The following is a 20,918-nucleotide window of genomic DNA, read 5'->3' on the forward strand; positions in this document are numbered from 1 at the left end:
CACCAGTGAGCCAGACCGAGCCGACCAACGCGTACGCCGCAGCAGGTGTCGACATCCACGCCGGCGACCGCGCCGTGGATCTGATGAAGGTCTGGATCGAGAAGTCCCGGCGCCCCGAGGTGCTCGGCGGGGTCGGTGGCTTCGCCGGCCTCTTCGACGCGAGTGCCCTGAAGGCGTACGAGCGCCCGCTGCTGGCCACCTCCACCGACGGTGTCGGCACCAAGGTCGCGATCGCGCAGGCGCTGGACAAGCACGACACGATCGGGTTCGACCTGGTCGGCATGGTCGTCGACGACCTCGTCGTCTGCGGCGCCGAGCCGCTGTTCATGACCGACTACATCGCCACCGGGAAGGTCGTCCCGGAGCGGGTCGCGGCGATCGTCAAGGGCATCGCGGAGGCCTGTGTCGAGGCCGGCTGCGCGCTGGTCGGCGGCGAGACCGCCGAGCACCCGGGGCTGCTCGCGGCCGACGAGTACGACGTGGCCGGCGCGGCCACCGGCGTCGTCGAGGCCGACAACCTGCTCGGTGCGAACCTGGTCAAGGAAGGCGACGTCGTCCTCGCCATGGAGGCCTCCGGCCTGCATTCCAACGGCTACTCCCTGGTGCGCCACGTGCTGCTCAACTCCGGCGCCTACACGCTCGACGCGCAGATCGCCGAGTTCGGCCGTACGCTCGGCGAGGAGCTCCTCACGCCGACCCGCGTCTACGCCAAGGCCTGTCTGGACCTGGCCCGCGGGACGCGTACCCACGCCATGTCCCACGTCACCGGGGGCGGCCTCGCCGCCAACCTGGAGCGGGTCATGCCGCCGGAGCTCTCCGCGCGCATCGACCGCACCACCTGGACCCCGGCGCCCGTCTTCGGCCTCGTCCGCCGCACCGGTTCCGTGGCGCTGGAGGACCTGGAGATGACCCTCAACTGCGGCGTCGGCATGGTCGCGCTGATCGACCCCGAGGACGTCGACGAGGCCGTACGCATCCTCGCCGGCTACGACATCCGCGCCTGGGCCGCAGGCGAGGTCACCGCCACGCCCGGGGGCAAGGTCGAGCTCACCGGGGCGTACGCGGGCTGGACTGCCTGAGCGACCCGAACAGCCGAAAGGCGCCGGAGCGATCGCTCCGGCGCCCTTTCGATGTTCTCAGGCCTTCAGCACCTGCACGACAGACGGCCGCGGGCCGGCGAACTCGCCCTCACCCGCGGTGCCCTCGACGTAGTCGGGGAAGCGGGAGTTGGGCGCGTCCCAGGTGCCTTCCTCGCCCGGGTGCTGGACGGCGACGAAGACCGAACCGTCGCGGTCGTGGATGACCGGGCCGCAGGTCTCGGCGTCGCGAGGCACCGCGAGGAACTGCTGGACGTGGCCGCGCTCGCGACCCTCCAGCGGAACCTTGAACAGACCGTCGTTCTTCTGGATCGAGCTCGGCTGGCCGTCGGTGGAGATCCAGAGGTTGCCCTCGGAGTCGAAGGCCAGGTTGTCCGGGCAGGAGATCGGCGAGACCTTGTCCTTCGGGTAGCCCGCGAAGTAGGTGGACGCGTTGGTCGACGGGTCGCCGGCGACGATCATGAGGTTCCACCGGAAGACGCGCGAGGTGTGGTCGCCGTCGTCTTCGGTGATCTCGATGACGTGGCCGTCGCGGTTGGTGTTGCGCGGGTTGGCCTCGTCCACACCGGCCTTGCCGGTGGTGCCGCGCTGCGAGTTGTTGGTGCAGGCGACGTACACCTTGCCGGACTTCGGCGAGGGCTCGACGTCCTCGCAGCGGTCCATCTTGGTGGCGCCGGCCTTGTCGGCGGCCAGGCGCGTGTGGACGAGGACCTCCTCGACGCTCATCCCGGAGACCTTGCTGCGGCCGTTGACCACGAGCGGGATCCACTGGCCGTAGCCGTCGAACTTGCCGTCGCTGGGCAGCTTGCCGGTGCCGTCGATCTCGGTGGCGGGGGAGTCGCCGTGGAAGCGGGCGACGTAGAGGCTGCCCTCGGTGAGGAGCTCGAGGTTCTTGCGACGGTTGTGCTTGTCGTAGCGGCCCTTGGAGACGAACTTGTAGAGGTAGTCGAACCGCTCGTCGTCGCCGGTGTAGGCCACCACGTGACCGTTGTCGGCGATGACCACGTTCGCGCCCTCGTGCTTGAGGCGGCCGAGCATGGTGTGCTTGCGCGGGGTCGAGGTCGGGTCGGTCGGGTCGATCTCGACGATGTAGCCGAACCGGTTCGGCTCGTTGGCGTAGTCGGCCGAGCGCGCGTCGAAGCGCGGCTCGATGGCCTCCCAGCCGTACGTCGAGGCAGCATCGGTCAGGCCGTAGCGCTTCTCCGCCGCCGAGGTGCCGGTCGCGCGGAAGTAGCCGTTGAAGTTCTCCTCGCCCGACAGGATCGTGCCCCAGGGCGTGGTGCCGCCGGCGCAGTTGCCGATCGTGCCCAGAGCGACGGTTCCGGTCGGATCGGCCGCGGTCTTGAGCAGGTCGCTGCCGGCCGCGGGACCGGTGAACTCGAACGGGGTCGAGGCCGTGATGCGACGGTTCTTCGGAGCCGACGGCACGTAGTTCCACTTCTTGCCAGGCGCGGAGCGCTCGAGCTCGACGATCCCGAAGCCGTGGGCGGCCATCGCGATCTTGAGCTGCTCGGTGGCGTCGAGGTCCGGCGGGAACATGATGTCGGGGTTGACGTACTCGTGGTTGCAGCACAGCAGGCCCTTGGTGCCGGCCTTGTTGGTCACGATGACGTCGGTGTAGTCGTTGTTGTAGCCCCAGGCGAGCGCCTGCTTCTCGGCGGTCTGGCTGGTGACGTCGAAGGGAACGCCGCCGGGCAGGATCGGGTCGCCCCAGCGGATGATCGGCTCCCAGGTGTAGCCCTGGGGCACCACGAAGGTGTCCTCGGTGGCCGCGACGGGGGTGATCGCCTTGAACGGCAGGTTCGTACGCCCACCGTGGCCGCGCCCGGCGGCGAGACCCGCCTGGACGGGGCTGGCGGCGGCCGCCAGACCGCTGCTGCCGACCGCGAGCGCGACCGCGCCCGCACCGGCCAGACCCAGCGCGTGGCGGCGGCTGAGCGCCTTGCCGGCGATGTCACGGAAGTAGCCGTTGTCGGAAGTGTTGGGCGCGGGCTTGGCGCAAGCGCTGTCGCACTTGAGGGCGCAGGTCACCGCGCTGCGCTTGCCGCGGGTGTGTCCGGCCATGGGAAGCAGGGACAACATGGAGCGCCGGCCGTCGGTGACGGCGGGCGCAGCCTCGTCGCTGCACGAGGGACAGGCGGTGTCGGTCTGGATGTCGCTCAGTTCGGTCACTGCATTTCCGTTCAAGACGCGTTGTTGTCAGGTCTCCCAAGAATCGGAAGGGAGGCTATGCGCGGTGGGACAACCGTCCGACCCCTCAATCTGTCGCTCGGGTGAACGGCGAATGACGAGTCGTCAGGCTCAGATTCGTGTGACCTCAGTAACATTCGCTCCTAGCGAACGGATTTTCGACACCCCGGCGTGCGGATTCTTGGCATGAACCGGTAGCGTTATCCCTACGAGAAACCTGTGAACAGCCCGGGACTATCCCGGCCAAGTGCGACGAGGGGGCTGGACCCTATGGGGCGCGGCCGAGCGAAAGCCAAGCAGACGAAGGTCGCACGCGACCTGAAGTACCGGACCTATGAGACGGACTTCGGGGCCCTTGCGCGCGAACTTCACGGTGATGAAGACACCAGTCAGAAGTCCGATCCGAAGCCGGACGACTACGACGACTGGTCGGACTACGACGCGGGATCCTCGCGCGACTAGGGTTTGTCGGCCAACGGCGGCGACGTCGTGGTCGACATCCCCTCAGACTGATCGGCTGATCACAACCTCCCCGTGAGTGCCGTAGCCGGGTAGCCGGCCGCCGTGAGGCGTGCCGTCGAAGGCGACGTGCAACCACTCGTTCCCCACCGGGATCAGAGTGGGCCACGGAAGGTTCGTGACGTACGCCGATCGGAGCTCTGCGACCTCGTTGAGGTCCAGGTCGAAGATCGGGTAGCGAGCACGGACGTGACGCGGGTTGTCGCGTCCGTCGCTTGCGCCGACGACGACTGTGCCGCCCAGCGGGACAAGCGTGGTGCCCTCGGTGGCCGTCCGGTCGGTTCGTGCTGCCCGGAGGCTGAGCGCGTCCAGGCGAGGTCCGCTGGCGAGCACGGTATGGAAGTCGAAGTACTTCCTGGCGCTCACGTAGCCGACCAGCCACTCGTCGTCGCGGCGTAGGACGTGGGGATCCCAGACGCCGACCGACCTGAGCCCGTCTGTCGGGAGCGCGAGCGGGGTCGAGTCGAGGACGTGCTCGCCTCGGGTCAGGTCCGCGCGTGAGCGGGCGATCGTGACCCCGACCGGGCTCCACGGCTTGCTGGGGTCGGTCTTGTCGGGCGCCTTGAATCCTCCCCAGGTGCTCGTCGTGACCAGCCACTCGTCGCCGTCGCGCACGAGGTGGGTGGCATGGTCGCCGTAGACGAGTCCGTCCCGGCGGAAGTAGAGCGCGCCGCGATGGACGAGGTCGTACGTCACCGGGTCCAGCGCCCACACCGATGTGTGCGCCGTGGGGAAGAAACCGGGCCCTGCGCTGGTGGCGGTGAGCAGCATGGTGCCGTCGTCCTCGCGGAACGGCGAGCCGTCGGCGTACGTCACCACCCGGATGTCGCGCAGGCCGAGCTGTCCGAAGGCGCCACTACGTACGTCCGCGGCGGAGCCCTCGTGGCCGGCGGCGAGGCCGGCGAGCCACGACTCCTCTCGCGGCTCGATCCCGACCTCGGTGAGATCGACGCGCGCTCGGGCCACCCACGCGCCGTTCGCGCTTCGCGCGCTTACTCCCTCGCTCGGCGCGAGCGGACGAGCAAGCTCGCCGCTCGACCTCGCTCCGGTCGTCTCCTGACAGGTCAGCGCGGTCAGCATCGTCCCGGTCAGGGTCAGCGCGAACCGCGTCACACCGCGGCCGACCCTGCCGTGGCGCCGGCTCGCGTGAGAGGTACGCCGCGACCCGGTCGTCACCTCGAGCCGCACCCGCCGCCCGTCGTAGAGCCCGGTGAGCACATCCCCACCCGAGGTGAAGCTCAGCGAGACCGGGCCGTCACAGGCCGCCTCGATCGCGGCGTTGGCCGCGGGCCGGGAGAAGCTGCTCGACTCGACTGCGATCGTGACGGGGCGCTGGCGACGTACGATCTTGAATTCGGGGAACATCGGCTCCAGTCTTCCGGATCGCGGGGCACGGACTAGCGCAGCCCCCGGACATAAGCCGTGGCCCGGCGCAGGTCGTGGAGGCGTGCCTCCCAGGTGATGCCGAGGAAGAGCAGCAGCAGCCCGGCCGCGCCGAGCACCCACCACTGCTGCAGCGCCTGCGCCGACGGCATCTGCGCCAGAGCCAGGACCGAGGCGACCAGGGCGCCACCGACCAGCGGTGCTGCCCAGCGCAGCCAGGCGCCGCCGAGGATGAAGACCAGGCAGGCGATGCCGAGCAGGGCGGTCCGCATCGAGACCGGGTCCTGGAGGGCTGCCGGGACGGACGGGATGAGCGCCAGGAAGACGCCCGGCCCGAGCACCGGCAGTGAGGCGACCTCCCTGTCGAGGCGGAGCTTGACCACGCCGAAGACGACCAGCGCGATCGCGGGCGGGAGGGTGTAGTACTCCCAGGTCGTGACCGAGGTGTCGGCCAGCCGGATCCACAGCGCGACGGTGGCCAGGCCGGCGCCGACCCACCCCAGCCAGCGACGCTCGTGGTGGGCGATGGCGTGCGCGGAGACCGCGGCTCCGGCCAGGATCAGCAGGATGCTCAACCAGGGCAGGTCGACTCCGCGAGATCCGACCGCGGTCGGCCCGTCCGGGGTCAGGACGATCGTGGGGCCGAGGCTGACCGTGCCGACGACGATCGTGACGACCGCGGCGCCGGCGGCCGTGATCTCGGCCGAGGGCAGCAGACGGAAGATGGTGACGACGGCCAGGATGACGATGATCCCGGCCGCGGCGTACGGCTTGGGGATGTCGTTGAGGTTGGCGAACATCCAGCAGAACGCGGTCAGCGTGATGATCCAGTAGGGCGCGGTGACGGCCTTGGTCTGCAGCTCCTGGGTGAGCCGGTCGACGGCGACGGCCGCGGCGGTGAGCACGCCGGCCACGACCAGTGCCAGCAGCTCGTTGGTGAAGGCGGCGCCGAGCGAGCCCAGGCCGAGCAGACCGGCGACCGTGAGCCGGGGCCCGGACTGCTGCGGCTCGTGACGCAGGATCGTCGCGATGCACATGACACCGGCGATCAGCAGGAGGATCGCCAGCCAGTCGGTGTCGAACGCCCCGGCCTCGTTGAAGGCACCCAGGCCGATCGACACCGCGGTGCCGGTGGCGGCCGCGGCCTCGATGGCGGGGCTGCGGCGTACGAGCACGATGACGCCCATCGCCACGACGACCACCACGGCGGTGTAGGGACGCTCGATGTCGGCCAGCCGGGCCGCCTGCCACACGGCAGCGGTCAGGGCGAGGATCCAGTAGGCGGTCGCGACCTCTCTGGTCGTGCCGGACTGGACGCGGTCGACGATGATGCCCAGCGCGGTGAGGATGAGGGTCACGGCCAGCGCGAGCACGTCGTTGGAGAGGACCGCGGCCGTGGCGCCGCCGAGGCCGACGGTGCCCGCCACGGCCAGCGCGGGAGGCTGGCGATGGTGCAGGCCGATGGCTGCGGCGAGGATGGTGGCGATGGTCAGCAGGACCGCCGCCCAGGTCACGTCCACGGCGCCGATGCCGATCGAGATCGCGGCGCAGGCCACGGCCGCCCACCAGCCCGACCCGCGGAAGCGGAAGAGCGTGATCAGCCCGAGGACCGTGACGATCACGCACGCGGCCCACTGCCGCTCCACGTCGATCAGCGGCGCGAGCGACCACAGACCGAGGGCGAGCGTCGTGACCGAGTAGCTGGCGGCGACCTCGCGGTCGACGCCGAGCAGACCCTGACCCGCGTACGCAGCCACCGCCGCCAGCGCGAGCGCGACGACCACGGTGAGCAGGTCGCTGGGCAGTGCCGCGGCGAGCGCGACCAGCCCGAAGATGCCGGCGGCGAGGAGGCGTGGCCATCGCTCCGCCCACCAGGCCAGCGCGACGGCGACACCGAGCAGCAGCAGCGCCGGGAACAGCAGCGGGGCGCCGTAGCAGGCGGCCGTGATCGCGAACCCGGAGACGCCGCCCGCGATGGTGATCCAGCCGATCGTGGGGCGGTAGGTCCGGAACGCGGGCGGGTTGTACCGGTAGAACCAGGCGGTCCCGAGGGCGAGGATCGCGAGCATCGACGGCAGCGTCAGCCAGCCCGGCAGCAACGGCTCCGGACCCGTGACCGGGGAGAAGGCGGACTCGGTCCACGGCACGGCCGCGAGCCGGACGGCGGCCGAGACCGCCAGGATGAGGACGGTGATGCCGAGGCCCACGGCGTACGGCGTCAACGCGGTGGCGGCCCAGCGCCAGGGCCGGGGGAGCGCGACGAGCGCGCCGGCGGCGACCAGGGTGACCACCACGGCGACGACCGTCAGGGTGACCGCGCCGTCGTCGAGAGCGGGCTGGGTGAAGGTGTAGGCGGCGATCAGGAGGGACACCCCGACCATCGCCACCTTCGCGTCCTTGGGCAGCGGGAACAGCAGCGCCACGACGGTCAGCACTGCGGCGGCACCGAGCAGCAGCGGCAGGGTGCCGCCTCGCAGCAGCTCGGAGCCGGTCAGGGCTGGGTCGGCCAGGCCGCGGACGAGCAGCATCAACCAGAAGCCCGCCATCACGACCATCGAGCCGAGGGTCAGCGCCTGCAGGTCGGTCTTGCTCGCCACGATCACCACGAGGAGGGCGATGACCGCTGCGACCAGCGGGAACCAGATGAGGTCGGAGATGAGCTCGAGACCGATCAGGGCGGTGAGCACGCCGGCGGCGGCCGCCACCTGTGGCCCGATCACCGCGGTGAGCTTCTCGCTGCGCGCGCCGATCAGAGACATCACGGTGCCCGCCAGGAAGACGACCACGCCGACGATGACCAGGAAGCCACGGTCCCAGTCGACTCCGTCGAGCCAGCCGGCGTACTTCATGCCGGCTATGTCCAGGGCGAGCAGTCCCAGCGCGAGCGTCCAGACGCCTTCGGTGCCGGCACGCAGCTCCAGATGCATCAGCACCGCGCCACCGATCGTGAAGAGCGCGGTGAAGACGAGCAGCATCGTGGTGCGGCCGCCGACGCCCATCGTCGCCCAGGCGACCGCGAGGAAGATGACGCCCGCGACCAGCAGGAAGAGCACGCCGACACCGACCAGGATCAGCGGCACCGTGATCGGCGCCCGCCGGGCGACCGGAGCACCGGGGAACGGCGCCGGTCCGGCCATCGCGGTGGCTGCCGGGTCCGCGAGCGGGATGGCCTCGGGCTCGGGCTGGATCTGCGGCGGCGCCGCGGGCGGCGCGGCGACCGGCAGGGGAGCGGGCGGCGGGGTCCGTCGCGCGGCTCGGCTCGCCTCCTCCCGGATCGAGCGCAACCGCGTCATGAGTACGTCGGCCCGCAGCAGGGTGCCGTAGAGCTCTTGCGCGACGGCGTTCTCCAGCGGCAGCCCGCAGTGGGGGCAGGGGCTGGTGCCGGGCTCGAAGGCCTCCCGGCAGTCGGGGCAGCGACCAGGATCGGCGTACTTCACAGCCCACCATCCTTGCGTAGTTCCGCCGAAGCGCGTGCGGGAAACGCAGGGTGTGCGCTGAGACTTGATCCAGAATGACAACCGGCTTCGACCCATAACTGCTGGTCGAAGCCGGTTGTTGCTTGTGGGCAGGGGCGGGGTCGAACCGCCGACCTATCACTTTTCAGGCGATCGCTCGTACCAACTGAGCTACCTGCCCAAGCGAGGTGAAACATTACCGGAAGCGACCGCGACGTTCCGAATCGGGACCCGAAACCGGACGTACGGCCTCGCTTTGGCGGCCTCGGACGCAGGCCTCTAGGATGTCCCGGCAGGCCCCCTTCGTCTAGCGGCCCAGGACCCCGCCCTTTCACGGCGGTAGCGCCGGTTCGAATCCGGTAGGGGGTACCACTCCGAACAGCGGCTCTGATCAGCGGGAACGCTGAGCGGAGCCGCTGATGCGGTCCTTCGTTGCGATCGACGGCGCTGATGTAAAATCGTGAGGTGGGCGGTCGCCGGTGACCCGGTCACGCGTGGACATCGTCGAGGAGGCCCGGACAGGGGTGCCCTCATGGATGACGGTGAACGCTCGGTCGTGACTTCGACGTCACATGGATGGTCGATTCTGGCGAGGCCGTCGTGGTGGGGCTTGGTAGTCGGCCTCGTCTTCTGGCTGCAGTCCGTGACACCCACTCTCATCCCGAGGTCGTGGTTGACCCAGGCGCTGGTCAGTGGCGTGTGCCTGGCTATCGGATACGGAATCGGTGCGTCAGCCGGGCATGTGATCAGCGCAATTCTCTCCGGGACGCGACGGCACCCGTCGCCGCGGCAGCGACGGGGCGCGTGGATCGTCCTGGGCGTCTGTTGGCTCGTCGCGCTCTGCTGGGGGTCTGCCCTGTGGCTTGGCTGGCAGCAGGACCAGTTGGAGCTGATGGGCATGCCGAGCATCGACGTGGCTGACGCCGCGCAGATGGCGGTGGCCGGCGTAGTGGCGGCGACACTGCTCGTGCTCGTGGGCCGGCTGATCGCCCGTGGTATCGCGGCGCTGCACCGGCGGGTGCGGCAGCGCGTTCCGGTGCGGCCGGCCGCGGCCGCGACTACCTTCGCGCTGTCGGCCTTGACTGCGGTCCTGGTCATCGGGATGGCACTCGCCGGACTCAATACCTGGGCGAACTCGTTCTACGCGGCGCAGAACGAGGAGACCGAGGCGGGCATCACCCAGCCGTCCTCGGCGACGGTCTCAGGAAGTCCCGTATCGCTGGTCTCTTGGGAGAGTCTTGGTCGAACCGGTCGCGACTTCGTCGCGAAGGCGACCACACCTGAGGAGCTCGCGGACTTTCACGATGCTGGCACCCGGGTCACGGCACCGGTACGGGTCTACGCCGGCGTGCAGTCCGCCGACACGCTCCAGGAACGGGCCGAGCTCGCTGTTCGCGAGCTCGAACGCGCCGGGGGGTTCGACCGGGAGGTTCTGGTCGTATGGGTTCCCACCGGGACCGGGTGGATGATTCCCGAAGCGGCGGAGGCGCTCGAGCAGCTGTACGCAGGTGACACCGCCATCGTCGGGATGCAGTACTCCTACCTGCCGAGCCTGCTTTCGGTGTTCCTCGACGCCGGGCTCGCAGTCGAAGCCGGCTCAATTCTCCTCCACACGGTCGCCGAACACTGGTCACGCCTGCCGGCCGCGTCCCGTCCGAAGCTCCTGCTCTTCGGGAAGAGCCTCGGCACCGCGGGTGTGGAAGCGCCGTTCGCGGCCATCGACGCCACCGCGTCGCTTGGCAACCTGACTGCGCGCACGGACGGCGCGCTCATCGTCGGCACCAAGCACGGCAATCCGATCACGACCCAGCTCACTGACGAGCGGGACAGTGATTCACCGGTGTGGCAGCCGGTCTTCGACAGTGAACGCACCGCGCGCTTCCTGAACCGGGACCCCGCGCAGCAACAGCAGCCCAGCACAGCGCCCGGCCCACAGGTGGTCTACCTCCAGCATCCGTCGGACCCAGTGCCGTTCTGGGGCCTCGACGCGTTGTGGGAGCCGCCGGAATGGATGGACGAGCCGCGTGGCTTCGACGTGCCTGCAGCGGCTCGCTGGTTCCCCATCGTCACCGCTGCCCAGGCCGTCGCCGATCAGGTACATCAGCTCAGCCCGCCCCCGGGCTTCGGACACGACTACGCCGCCGACTATGTCGACGGATGGGCCGCCGTCCTGCCGCCTGATGGGTGGACAGACGCTGACACCCGACGGCTGGACGAGCACCTCGACCACGGAGGAGCCGGCGAATCCGAGGAGTGATGCCGTCGTCGACCCCCAGACCGCCGACCAGGTCGACCTCAACGTGACCCTGCTGATCGTGGCCGTGGCCGTGGCCGAGAGGAGAATCGTCTTCCACGTCCGCTGACCGTCACGGTGGGGCGTCGAGGGTTATCTCTGTGGTGCGTTCTTCGCCCGTCCGCAGGTAGGTGATGGGGATCGTGTCACCGATGTCGTGTCGCAGAGTCGCCAGCACCAGCTGCTCGGTGTTGCGGGCGGGACTGCCATCGAGGTCGACGATGGTGTCTCCGACCTCCAGGCCGGCCCGTGCCGCAGGTCCTGCCGGCACGATGGCGGTCACCTCGAGTCCCGTTGTGGGCTGCCCCTCTTCGTCGGTCACGGTGCGGGCAGCGAGGCCGAGCACCGGGTGGTCGGCTCGTCCGGTGTCGATGAGCTGTCCAGCGATGGGCTCTGCGATGCTCATCGGGATCGCGAACCCCAGGCCGACGCTGCCGCCTCCGGCGACGCCCTCGCGGTCCGGGACTGTGGAGATCGCCGAGTTGACGCCGATCTGGGCGCCGGAGCAGTCAACGAGTGGCCCCCCGCTGTTGCCGGGGTTGATGGCGGCGTCGGTCTGGATCGAGTCGAGCAGATGGGCGACTCGTCCGGTCGCAGCCGGCACGGGCACGTAGCGACCGAGCGCGCTCACGATTCCTGCCGTGACCGTGTTCGACAGGCCGAGCGGAGCGCCAAGCGCGACGACCGGCTCACCGACCAGCACATCGTCGGAGTCGCCGGCCTCCAGCAGCGGTCGGCCCTCGGCGCCGTCGTCGGCCTTGATGACGGCCAGATCGGTCGCGAAGTCCGCGCCGATCACCGTCGCGGCCGACGTCGTTCCGTCGCTGTAGTGGACAGTCACGTTCGCATCGCCCGCTTCCGCGGCGGCGATGACGTGCTGGTTGGTCAGGATGTACCCGCCGTCCTTGAACAAGGCCCCGGTCCCGTTGCCACCCGAACCTTCGGCTGTTGTGACCGAGACCGTCACCACCGAGGGCAGCACGTCACGGGCGACGGAGATGGCTGAACACGATCGGTCGTCGTCTTGGACCGCGAGGACCACCAAGCCGCCGAGAAGTCCTGCGACGACAGCTACAACGGCCATAGAAGCCCCGAGGCGCCAGCGCTGGGCTTTGCTCGACGGTCTCGGAGGCTCTGCCGGGGGTGGGCTGCCCAGGACTTCGTCGGTGTCCATCACGGGTGCGCGTTGCAGAGAATGGATCGGATCCGGTCGGCGACCTCATCGGGCACGTGCTCGCAGGCCAGTAGGTACCGCACACGCATACCGTCCTTTCGCTCAGAACACCATCACAAAGCCCAGCGTAGTGGCGCCCCTTGCGTGCATGGAAGGTTGGCAAGCACCGCGTCACCGCGCGGCCGGAGGAACCTCCACGGGGGGACCGGCGTCCGGTGGCGGCTGCTGTGTCCATGACCTCCAGGCCGAACACGAGTCGGCCCGGCAGGCGCGGTCAAGACGAGAGTGAAGAGCGTCCGGTGCGGCTGCCACGCGTCAGCTCACCTCTTTCCATGGGTCGTGCTCGGCGAGGATCTTGTCGACGCGGGCCTGGTCGAGGCGGGATACGACGTACTGGCTCTCCTGTGAGTCGCGCACGCACTTGGCCAGCGCGAACGCCGAGGTCGTCAGGAAGATCGTCGCGAGAGCGAGGAACGCCTTCGGCCACGGATCGGTGGGCAGATAGAGGATCGCGGCCAGTGTCGTGACCAGAGCGATCGCGAAGGCGAGTGCCGACTGGGCGAAGAAGAGCGTCGTCGGCTTGCTCGAAGGTGCCTGGTTCTCCATGCCTTCGAGTCTCGTGCCCGTGCGCAGTCCCGGCATCCGCACGGATACTCATATCCGAGGCGTACGCGGCGGCGCAGATGCGACACTTCCGACTGTGAGTGCGTGGACGTCGCCGGCGGCGATCGAGGTCGAGAGCCGGCTCTTCCGTGCTCTCGCGGTGCTGCGCGTGGTCGTGCTCGTCAACGCGGTCGGGTTGACGATCTACCGCGCCGCCAACTTCGACCCGCCCGCGGCCGCGCTGGTCTGCGCGCTCGTCATGGTGGGGTGGACCGCCTTCGCCGTCTGGGCGTACGCAGCACCCGCCCGCCGCACGGCGGTGCTGGTCGGCGCCGACCTGGCGATCGCGCTCGGACTCATGCTCGTGACCCCGCTGGTGAAGGGGCCGGGGTTCCAGGCGAGCGTGCCGGGGTTCTGGGTGAGCGGCGCGCTGCTCGCGTGCGCGATCCACTACCGCTGGCTCGGCGGACTGCTGGCCGGGGTGGCGCTGGCGACCGTCGATCTGGTGCTGCGGCAGGAGATCGACCAGTCGATCTACGGAAACGCGTTCCTGCTGGTCATCGGCGGCCCGGTGGTCGGCTACATGTGCGAGTCGGTGCAGCGGATGGCGCTGGAGCGGGACGAGGCACAGCGCACGGCCGCACGGGCCGAGGAGCGGGCACGGCTGGCTCGAGCCGTCCACGACGGGGTGCTTCAGGTCCTGGCACTGGTCCAGCGCCGCGGCGGCGAGCTGGGTGGGGACGCCGCCGAGCTGGGGAGGCTGGCGGGGGAGCAGGAGCGCGAGCTGCGAGCGCTGATCCGCGGCGAACAGCCCGGCCGGGGCCCGGCCGTCGGGATGGTCGACCTGGCCGCCGCTCTCGCCGAGCTCGAGACGGGGACCGTGACCGTGTCCGGACCCGCGACCGCCGTCGAGATGCCCGCACGCCCGGCCGAGGAGATCGTCGCGGCGACCCGCGCGGCCCTGGACAACGTACGCCGCCACGTCGGTGAGGACGCCCGTGCCTGGGTGCTCCTGCAGGCCTTCCCCGACCACGTCGAGGTCTCGGTGCGTGACGACGGGCCGGGCATCGCGGACGGCCGGGTCGCCGAGGCCGGGGAGCAGGGCAGGCTCGGCATCAGCGAGTCGATCCGTGGCCGGATCGAGGACCTCGGCGGCAAGGCTGAACTGATCACCGGAGCAACCGGGACCGAATGGGAGCTCACGGTCCCTCGAACAGGAGTGCACGCATGAGCAGAGTGATGGTCGTCGATGATCACCCGATGTGGCGCGACGCGGTCGAGCGCGACCTGATCGGCGCGGGCTTCGAGGTGGTGGCCACCGCCAGCACCGGGCGTGAGGCGATCACCCGGTTCGCCGCGACCCGGCCGGAGGTGGTGGTGCTCGACCTGCACATCCCCGAGCCCGACGGTGTCCAGGTCACCACCGAGATCATCGCGCTGCACCCGGTGGCCAAGGTCCTCATCCTCTCCGCCTCGGGCGAGCAGAACGACGTGCTCGCCGCGGTCAAGGCCGGCGCGACCGGCTACCTGGTCAAGTCCGCCTCCCGCGACGAGCTCCTGGAAGCCGTACGCCGGGTCGCGGCCGGCGACCCGGTCTTCACCCCCGGCCTCGCCGGCCTGGTCCTGGGCGAGTTCCAGCACAGCGCCGCCACCGAGGTGCGCGGCGACAAGCCCATGCTCACCGACCGTGAGACCGAGATCCTCAAGCTCGTCGCCAAGGGCCTGAGCTACCGCCAGATCGCCGACCGCCTCGTGCTCTCCCACCGCACGGTCCAGAACCACGTACAGAACACCCTGCGCAAGCTCCAGATGCACAACCGCGTCGAGCTCACCCGCTACGCCATCGAGCAGGGCCTGGACGCCGACTGACCCCGACGTCCCAATAGGCGAAGCTGCTCCCGACATGGGGGAGAATCGAGAGGTGGTCTCGCTTCTCTACCTTCACGGCGTCGGCAACGGCGACCCCCGCGACGCCTGGCGCCGCGCGCTGGACCAGGCGCTGCAGGATGCCGGCTACCCGGGGCTCGACGAGGTCGAGGTGATCGCGCCGAAGTATCCCGACGTGCTGCGCACCGACGACGGCGACAAGACCATCAAGATCCCGCCGGTCACCACCCCGAGGCTGAGCGCCGCCGAGCAGCGGGACGTACGCCGCCGGGTCGAGCGCGCGACCGCCGAGCTGGAGTCGATCCTCGGCGAACCCGTGCCCGCCTCGCCGGTCGGCGTCACCGACTCGCTGGCGCCGATCGTGCTGCGCGTGCTCCGCCAGGCCCACAACTACGTGACCAAGCCCGGCATCCGGGCACGTACGCTGCGGATGGTCCTCGACGAGCTCCCGGAGGAGGGCGAGATCGTCATCGTCGGCCACAGTCTCGGCTCGATCATCGCGATCGACCTGCTGCGCCGGCTCCCGCCGAAGCTGACGGTCACCGGGCTGGTGACGATCGGCAGCCCGGCCGCTCACCCGAACCTCCACGAGGACTCCGACCGGCTGGAGATGAAGGCGCCGGTCGACCACGTCGGCTGGTGGGTCAACGTCTGGAGCAACGGCGACGCGGTGACCGGCCTGCGCGGCATCTGGCGCCACTTCCCGTGGGCGCTCGACCTCCAGGTCGGGCTCGGCCTCGACCACCGCACCACCACCTACCTCCGGTCCAAGCCGGTCGCCACCGCGATCGGGCGCGGCCTGTTCGGCTCCCTCACCAAGGAGCTCGCGATCGTCGAGGGCACCCCCGACGTCTCCCTGAACTCGCTCGAGGTCCGCCTGGCCCTGTGGCTCGCGTACGCCCAGTTCCTGCGCGACCATCTCAAGGGCGCCACCCAGGAGCGCTTCGGCGCCGCGCTGCGCGTCGTCCAGCACGAGGTCCTGGAGCGGTTGCTCGAGAACTACCGCAACGACGGCGTACGCATCCCTCAGCAGCTCCTCGACCTGCGCGTCTCACCAGACACACCCAGTGACCGAGACCTGCCCCGGCCCAAGCCGCTGACCCAGCTCTCCAAGGAGGAGGCCGTCCTCGCCCTGGTGGCGCTGGCGACCGCCAACCCGGTGCGGCCCTACGAGATCGACGTGCCCGATGACGTACGCCGCCAGGCATTCCACGACCTGACGGTCTGGATGGGGCTCGGGGGCGGGCTCGGCGAGAACCTGCACATCGCGATGCAGTCCGCCTCGAAGGCCGTCTACCCGGTCGACCAGTGGAAGCTGTGGGTCGGCATCGGGATCGGCGCCGCCGTGCTGGTCGCCGGACCGATCGGGCTCGCCCTCGCCGCCCCCGCCGGGCTCGCCGGGGGAGCGGCCATCATCGGCGCGCTCTCCGCCTTCGGTCCCGGCGGGATGGTCGGCGGACTCGTCACCGCCGGGGCGATCACCACCACCGGCGCCGGCACGATCGCCGCCACCCTCGTCTCCAGCTCGTCCACCGCCGAGGACGTCGAGGTCACCGTCATCCAGCTCCTCACCGCCGCGATCCTGCGCTCCCGGGAAGGCCTCGAGCAGGACCTCGGCGTCTGGCTCGCGATGTCCGAGATCCAGCGTCAGACCGGGCGCGAGGTCGCCCGGCTCGCGGCCTACAGCGACGAGAAGGCTCCCAGTGTCGAGGCCCTCCGGCGCAAGGCCCGTGCGGCCGAACGAGCCATGGCCTACATGGTCAAGAACCGGCTCGTGGAAGGCCTCACCGACGAGGAACCCAAGGGCGAAGAGCCCTTCGAGGAGTAGGACCCCTCCCCGATTGTGAATCCTCCGCACCCATGGGCTATGTTTTTCCCGTTGCCGCACACAGCGGAAACAAACAAGGCCCTGTAGCGCAGTTGGTTAGCGCGCCGCCCTGTCACGGCGGAGGTCGCGAGTTCAAGTCTCGTCAGGGTCGCGGAACGAATCACAGAGGACGTGTGTCGCAAAAATGCGACCACGTCCTCTTCGTTATTTACATGGCGGCCTCCGGCCGCGGCGGGGGATATCCCCCGCACCCCCTTAGTTGCTCGGGGGATCGTTCGCTCTGGTGCGGGTAGAGCCTGTCGGGGCCGCTTTGCGCTCTGGTTGGTGTGGCTGGAGAGGCTTGTTTCTGCCGGTGTGACTTGTGGGTCGGGTGTTGTTCCCGGAGGGCGTGACACGCCGGGGTGTGGCGAGCGCGGGGGGCCTCGAGCGTGGGAGGGTGGTCGTCCTGCTTCGGCAGGAGTCTCGGGCCAGAGATCCCTCGATCTCACCCCCGGTTCGGGCCGTTCGTCCCTGTGGGATATAAGCCGATTTGGCGGTAACGTGCGGGCTGCTGTCCTCTCGTGAGAGGATTCTGCCGCTTGTGTCGACGTCGCAATTCGGCAGGGCACGGGGGAACGACTAAGACGTTCGGTATTCAGGAGGCAACACCACCATGTCGTCGTACTACCCGCATCGGCCGCCCCATGCGGCGAGTGCGGACGAGCTTGCGTCACGGATGCAGACGAACGGTGCCTACCGCACCCCGGCCGCCCCCGCGCAGCAGCAGCCCCCCGCCCTTGGTTGGGACCAGCGTCCGCAGCAGTCCCAGGCCCAGCCTCAGTACCAGGAGCCGGCGATCCAGCAGCCGGCCGTGATGGCGCAGACCACCGGAACGCACTGGCCGCAGTTCGTCAACAACAACCGCCTCATCGGCGCGCTCGTTGCCGGCTTCGGTGCCACCCAGCTCGCCACGATGTTCGGCTACTGGATCTACGGCCTCGGCATCATGGAGGGCCCGCTGGACTTCGCGTTCTTCAACGGCGTCATCCTGACCCCGAACGCCACCGCCAACGAGGCCGGCTTCGCCGTCTCGCAGTGGTTCGCCGGTATGGGCTTCCACTACTTCAACGGCATGGTCTTCGCGCTGGCCTACGCTCTGGTGATCTTCCCGTGGCTCGGCAAGACCCACACCACCTCGAGCAACCTCGCGCGCTCGCTCGGCATGGGTATGTTCCTCGCCACCGCGTCCTGCGGTTGGTGGATCCCGGCCCTGCACCCGGAGGACGTCATCGGCGTCGACCCGGGCTTCTTCTCGATCAACCTCGGGTGGGGCACCGTCCTGGGTGTCTACCTGTGGCACCTCGTCTGGGCGGTCGCGCTCGGGCTGTTCTTCAACCCGCAGGACTGACGCGACCAGCCGACTCCACGACGAAGGAGTGGAGTCGGCGCGAGAGCGGCAGATCGAGCAGCGGCGCGGCTGAGCTTGCGAAGCCGCGACCCGCGTGTCGAGATCTCAGCAGTAAAGACGGAGCCCCAGCCAATCGGCTGGGGCTCTCGTCGTAGGTGGAAGCAGATCTCGTACGCCGCGGCCCGGCTACTCGGGCCAGGCGTCGAAGACCTGGCCACCGTTGGTGGTCAGGTGGTTGTGCAGCTGCTCGCCGGCAGCGGCGTCGCGCAGCGTACGAAGTACGAGGCGGCGCCGGTCGGACGGGTTGGCCGTCGGCGGTCCTGGGGTCAGCGCCATGGTCTCGGTGACCCGGTCGGCCAGCAGCCGGAGGTGGCTGCGCTCGCCACCGGCGTAGATGACGTGGGTGTGCTCCAGCGGGGAAGCCCACAGGATGTTGCCCTCGACGACGATCAGGCGTGACTCGGTGGCCATCACCTTCATCTCGACGTCGGTCATGTTCTGGATCATGTCGGCCCCGGCGAGGATCGACTCACCCTCGTGCAGGAAGGCGGGCAGCGCGTGGGCGAGGTTGGCCTCGATCAGCGCGGCCTCCTCGCGGGCGCGCTGCTGGGCGCCCTGCTGACCGACGTACGGGCCGTTGCCGACGGCGCGCTGGGCACCCGTGTTCGGCGCTTGGCCGTAGGAGCCGGTGTTGGTTCCGTACGAACCCTGGTTGGGGTAGTAGGAGCCGGTGTTCGGGTAGGAGCCCGGGTTCGGGTAGGAGCCCGGGGCGGGCGCTACGCCGTAGCTGTTCGGGGAGGGCTGGCCGTAGGGGTTGCCCGTGCCGTACTCGCCACCCCAGCTGGCGTCGACGTTCACCTGGGCGCCGGCGGCTCGCGCGGCGTAGTCGAGGGTGGGGAAGAAGTCGTGGAAGGCGTCCTTGTCCCGGATCTTCATCGTCGTGGAGTACGACGATCCGGGGACCAGCGCCTCGATGATGAAGTCGCCCAGGCTGGGCGGGGGCGGGACGCCGATGAAGGTGAGGACGGCCAGGTTGACGGAGAAGACGCGCTCGTGGAACTCGAACATCACCCGGCGGTCGGTCAGGAAGGCGTGACCCGAGGCGTTTCCCTCGTGGGGAAACTTGACCGCGACCCGGGCCCACTGGACCTCACCGGGCTGCAGCAGGGACTTCACCAGGAGCCAGTCGCGGGTCTCCGAGGCGATGGCTCGACTGTTGGGATCATGCGCCATCCGTCGGTGGAAATCCTCCACGGGTCGGTGGCCTACGGTGATGGACGCCGAGGCCCTTCTCATTGAGCGCATGTTCGCAAACCCTAGCCCTTCCACCCTCTAGTGTGGACAGTTTGTACCAGCAGGGTCGCGATGTTGTGGAATCCCCTGATGTAGATGACGTCTCAACTCTGCGTGACCACTCCAAGCACCTGCCTATTGACAGAAAACTGACAGGCCATCCGACCACCCTCTTCAGTGGGTATCCCTGACGAGGGGGATCAGCGAGGGGATGGGGCTGTGATGACTGTTTCGCCTGTGGCGACGGCAAGAGAGACGACCGGCGTGCACTGGAGCGAGCTGCCGTGCGCGATCGAGGACGGCGATCTGTGGTTCGCCGCGACCAGCGCGGACGCGGACCGTGCCAAGGAGCTCTGTCGTACGTGTCCGTTGCAGCGCTCCTGCCTGCAGGGTGCGATCGCCCGGCAGGAGCCGCACGGTGTGTGGGGTGGCGAGGTCTTCTACGAGGGGATCGTCGTCGCGCGCAAGCGCACCCGCGGTCGCCCGCGCAACGGAGAGCTCCACCAGCGGGACCTGGAGCGCCAGGCTCGCGCAAACCTTCGGAAAAATACTTCGGAAGCAGTTGCGTAGGGGTAACTGTCACCCGGCAGAATGTCTGCTGTGGGGATTGAGATAAGCCCAGAGCGCTTCGACGAACTCGTGGACCAGGCGCTCGACGCCATTCCGGACGAGCTGGCCGCCCAGGTGCACAACCTCGTCGTGCTCGTCGAGGAGTGGCCGCCCGAGGGCGAGCCCCAAGACACCCTCGGTCTCTACGACGGCGTGGCGCTGACCGACCGTAACGACCTCTATGGCCTCACGCTGCCGGACCGGATCTTCATCTTCCGCCAGCCCCTCCAGCAGATGTGCGTGGACGAGGTCGACCTGGCCGCCGAGATCCGCATCACCGTCGTCCACGAGATCGCCCACCACTTCGGCATCGACGACGAGAAGCTGCACCAGCTCGGCTGGGCCTGACCGGCTGGGCCTAGAGCGCCGAGCCCGCAACCCAGCCGAGGGTGACCGCGACGGTCCCAACCGCGAGGGAGCCGAGGACGTTCAGTGCGGCCGAACGCCACCGGCCGTTCTCAGCCAGGCGGACGGTCTCGTAGGAGAACGTCGAGAACGTCGTCAGCGCCCCGCAGAAGCCCGTTCCGGCCAGGGTGAGCACCCACCCCGGAAGTACGCCGCTCGCGGCCGCCCCGGCCAGCAGGCCGAGCACGAGCGAGCCGGCGGCGTTGACCGCCATCGTTCCCCACGGGAAGTCTCCGCCGGTCCACTGCCGGACGTAGAGGTCGGTGAGGTAGCGCGCCGGCGCCCCGATCGCGCCGCCGACCAGGACCAGGAGCGCGGTCATCCGTCCTCTCCTCGGGCAGGGTCGGGATCGAGGTCGGGGTCGATGCCGTCGGCCACGACCTTCCGGCCGCTGTCGAGCACGATCACCCGGCCGAGCGTCAGCCCGAGCCAGGCGGCGCCGATCCCGCAGACCACCGAGGCGAGCACGTAGAGCATCGCTAGCGCGGGCGCGGGCCCGCTCAGGACGTACGTCTCGAGCTCGTAGGTCGAGAACGTGGTGTAGCCGCCGAGCACACCGACCCCGAGGAACGGGCGCAGGTAGCGGCCCCAGAACGGGACAGTGGCCAACGGGCCCAGGACGAATGCCATCAGCGCGCCCAGCAGCAGGCAGCCGGAGACGTTGGTGAGGAAGGTCGCCCACGGCCAGGAGTGGCCGCCGTGGGGGAGGACGGTGGTGAGGCCCCAGCGAGCCAGTGAACCGAGCGCTCCGCCGACGGCGATGGGGGCGAGCAGGTCGCCATGCTCACGCAGCAC

At 69.6% G+C, this 20,918-nt stretch carries 17 protein-coding genes and 3 tRNA genes; 11 read left to right on the forward strand and 9 right to left on the reverse strand.

Annotated features, from left to right (window positions below; genetic code table 11):
• The first annotated feature begins 5 nt into the window (after positions 1–5).
• Positions 6–1,079, forward strand: coding sequence for a phosphoribosylformylglycinamidine cyclo-ligase (gene purM / locus ABTX24_RS19830; RefSeq protein WP_350842002.1), 1,074 nt, complete (start codon positions 6–8; stop codon positions 1,077–1,079).
• A 57-nt stretch (positions 1,080–1,136) separates the two neighbouring features.
• Here the strand turns inward: purM and ABTX24_RS19835 are convergent, their stop codons facing one another.
• Complete coding sequence (locus tag ABTX24_RS19835) at positions 1,137–3,269, reverse strand: PhoX family protein (RefSeq protein ID WP_350842004.1); 2,133 nt, start codon at positions 3,267–3,269, stop codon at positions 1,137–1,139.
• 288 nt (positions 3,270–3,557) lie between these two features.
• On the opposite strand from ABTX24_RS19835, the gene ABTX24_RS19840 reads away from it, so the two are divergent.
• Positions 3,558–3,749 (forward strand): DUF3073 domain-containing protein, encoded by a 192-nt coding sequence (locus ABTX24_RS19840; RefSeq protein ID WP_160026710.1) that lies wholly within the window; start codon positions 3,558–3,560, stop codon positions 3,747–3,749.
• 42 nt (positions 3,750–3,791) lie between these two features.
• On the opposite strand, the gene ABTX24_RS19845 is transcribed toward ABTX24_RS19840, so the two are convergent.
• The 3 genes from ABTX24_RS19845 to ABTX24_RS19855 form a co-directional block, all read right to left on the reverse strand.
• Entirely contained in the window at positions 3,792–5,171 is a 1,380-nt protein-coding gene (locus ABTX24_RS19845; RefSeq protein ID WP_350842006.1) for a hypothetical protein, read from the reverse strand.
• Between the two features lie 32 nt (positions 5,172–5,203).
• Positions 5,204–8,626 carry an SCO7613 C-terminal domain-containing membrane protein gene (locus ABTX24_RS19850; RefSeq protein WP_350842008.1) on the reverse strand — a complete coding sequence of 1,141 codons (3,423 nt, stop codon included), beginning with the start codon at positions 8,624–8,626 and terminating at the stop codon, positions 5,204–5,206.
• 125 nt (positions 8,627–8,751) lie between these two features.
• Positions 8,752–8,825 (reverse strand) — tRNA-Phe (locus tag ABTX24_RS19855).
• A 115-nt stretch (positions 8,826–8,940) separates the two neighbouring features.
• Here ABTX24_RS19855 and ABTX24_RS19860 point away from each other — a divergent pair.
• Both ABTX24_RS19860 and ABTX24_RS19865 read left to right on the forward strand, forming a co-directional pair.
• A tRNA-Glu gene (locus ABTX24_RS19860) sits at positions 8,941–9,016 on the forward strand.
• Positions 9,017–9,176: 160 nt separating this feature from the next.
• Positions 9,177–10,901 carry an alpha/beta hydrolase gene (locus tag ABTX24_RS19865; protein WP_350842010.1) on the forward strand — a complete coding sequence of 575 codons (1,725 nt, stop codon included), beginning with the start codon at positions 9,177–9,179 and terminating at the stop codon, positions 10,899–10,901.
• A gap of 109 nt (positions 10,902–11,010) precedes the next feature.
• Here the strand turns inward: ABTX24_RS19865 and ABTX24_RS19870 are convergent, their stop codons facing one another.
• On the reverse strand, positions 11,011–12,021 hold the full coding sequence (locus ABTX24_RS19870; RefSeq protein ID WP_350842012.1) for a S1C family serine protease: 1,011 nt from the start codon (positions 12,019–12,021) through the stop codon (positions 11,011–11,013).
• A gap of 405 nt (positions 12,022–12,426) precedes the next feature.
• The gene (locus tag ABTX24_RS19875) at positions 12,427–12,717 is read right to left on the reverse strand and encodes a YiaA/YiaB family inner membrane protein (RefSeq protein ID WP_160026713.1); all 291 of its coding nucleotides are present in this window, start codon (positions 12,715–12,717) and stop codon (positions 12,427–12,429) included.
• A gap of 94 nt (positions 12,718–12,811) precedes the next feature.
• Here ABTX24_RS19875 and macS point away from each other — a divergent pair, with 94 nt between their 5' ends.
• The 5 genes from macS (at position 12,812) to ABTX24_RS19900 (ending at position 17,816) form a co-directional block, all read left to right on the forward strand.
• A complete protein-coding gene (gene macS / locus ABTX24_RS19880) occupies positions 12,812–13,945 on the forward strand; it encodes a MacS family sensor histidine kinase (protein ID WP_350842014.1) in 1,134 nt (377 codons plus the stop codon).
• Positions 13,942–14,583: a response regulator gene (locus ABTX24_RS19885; RefSeq protein WP_160026714.1), complete on the forward strand. Its 642-nt coding sequence runs from the start codon at positions 13,942–13,944 to the stop codon at positions 14,581–14,583. Before macS ends, ABTX24_RS19885 begins: the two co-directional genes overlap by 4 nt.
• Before the next feature lie 52 nt (positions 14,584–14,635).
• Complete coding sequence (locus ABTX24_RS19890) at positions 14,636–16,429, forward strand: PGAP1-like alpha/beta domain-containing protein (protein WP_160026715.1); 1,794 nt, start codon at positions 14,636–14,638, stop codon at positions 16,427–16,429.
• A gap of 77 nt (positions 16,430–16,506) precedes the next feature.
• Positions 16,507–16,580, forward strand: a tRNA-Asp gene (locus ABTX24_RS19895).
• 564 nt (positions 16,581–17,144) lie between these two features.
• Positions 17,145–17,816, forward strand: a complete 672-nt coding sequence (locus ABTX24_RS19900; protein WP_160026716.1) for a hypothetical protein — start codon at positions 17,145–17,147, stop codon at positions 17,814–17,816.
• 186 nt (positions 17,817–18,002) lie between these two features.
• Here the strand turns inward: ABTX24_RS19900 and ABTX24_RS19905 are convergent, their stop codons facing one another.
• Positions 18,003–19,049: a hypothetical protein gene (locus ABTX24_RS19905; protein WP_160026717.1), complete on the reverse strand. Its 1,047-nt coding sequence runs from the start codon at positions 19,047–19,049 to the stop codon at positions 18,003–18,005.
• 282 nt (positions 19,050–19,331) lie between these two features.
• On the opposite strand from ABTX24_RS19905, the gene ABTX24_RS19910 reads away from it, so the two are divergent.
• Entirely contained in the window at positions 19,332–19,679 is a 348-nt protein-coding gene (locus tag ABTX24_RS19910; protein WP_350842017.1) for a WhiB family transcriptional regulator, read from the forward strand.
• A 21-nt stretch (positions 19,680–19,700) separates the two neighbouring features.
• Positions 19,701–20,066: a metallopeptidase family protein gene (locus tag ABTX24_RS19915; protein WP_201451211.1), complete on the forward strand. Its 366-nt coding sequence runs from the start codon at positions 19,701–19,703 to the stop codon at positions 20,064–20,066.
• A gap of 10 nt (positions 20,067–20,076) precedes the next feature.
• Here the strand turns inward: ABTX24_RS19915 and crcB are convergent, their stop codons facing one another.
• Positions 20,077–20,445, reverse strand: a complete 369-nt coding sequence (crcB, locus tag ABTX24_RS19920; protein ID WP_350842019.1) for a fluoride efflux transporter CrcB — start codon at positions 20,443–20,445, stop codon at positions 20,077–20,079.
• The gene (locus ABTX24_RS19925) at positions 20,442–20,918 is read right to left on the reverse strand and encodes a fluoride efflux transporter FluC (protein ID WP_350842021.1); all 477 of its coding nucleotides are present in this window, start codon (positions 20,916–20,918) and stop codon (positions 20,442–20,444) included. The genes crcB and ABTX24_RS19925 overlap by 4 nt, the downstream gene beginning before the upstream one ends.

The sequence above is a fragment of the Nocardioides sp. NPDC127514 genome (assembly GCF_040302125.1).
In the GTDB taxonomy this organism is placed as follows: domain Bacteria; phylum Actinomycetota; class Actinomycetes; order Propionibacteriales; family Nocardioidaceae; genus Nocardioides.

Coding starts and splice junctions, on each gene's coding strand:
- ABTX24_RS19840 (WP_160026710.1), top strand. CDS start 3,558: ATGGGGCGCGGCCGAGCGAAAGCCAAGCAGACGAAGGTCGCACGCGAC.
- ABTX24_RS19845 (WP_350842006.1), bottom strand. CDS start 5,171: ATGTTCCCCGAATTCAAGATCGTACGTCGCCAGCGCCCCGTCACGATC.
- ABTX24_RS19865 (WP_350842010.1), top strand. CDS start 9,177: ATGGATGACGGTGAACGCTCGGTCGTGACTTCGACGTCACATGGATGG.
- ABTX24_RS19870 (WP_350842012.1), bottom strand. CDS start 12,021: ATGGCCGTTGTAGCTGTCGTCGCAGGACTTCTCGGCGGCTTGGTGGTC.
- ABTX24_RS19875 (WP_160026713.1), bottom strand. CDS start 12,717: ATGGAGAACCAGGCACCTTCGAGCAAGCCGACGACGCTCTTCTTCGCC.
- ABTX24_RS19885 (WP_160026714.1), top strand. CDS start 13,942: ATGAGCAGAGTGATGGTCGTCGATGATCACCCGATGTGGCGCGACGCG.
- ABTX24_RS19900 (WP_160026716.1), top strand. CDS start 17,145: ATGCAGACGAACGGTGCCTACCGCACCCCGGCCGCCCCCGCGCAGCAG.
- ABTX24_RS19905 (WP_160026717.1), bottom strand. CDS start 19,049: ATGGCGCATGATCCCAACAGTCGAGCCATCGCCTCGGAGACCCGCGAC.
- ABTX24_RS19910 (WP_350842017.1), top strand. CDS start 19,332: ATGACTGTTTCGCCTGTGGCGACGGCAAGAGAGACGACCGGCGTGCAC.
- ABTX24_RS19915 (WP_201451211.1), top strand. CDS start 19,701: ATGTCTGCTGTGGGGATTGAGATAAGCCCAGAGCGCTTCGACGAACTC.
- crcB (WP_350842019.1), bottom strand. CDS start 20,445: ATGACCGCGCTCCTGGTCCTGGTCGGCGGCGCGATCGGGGCGCCGGCG.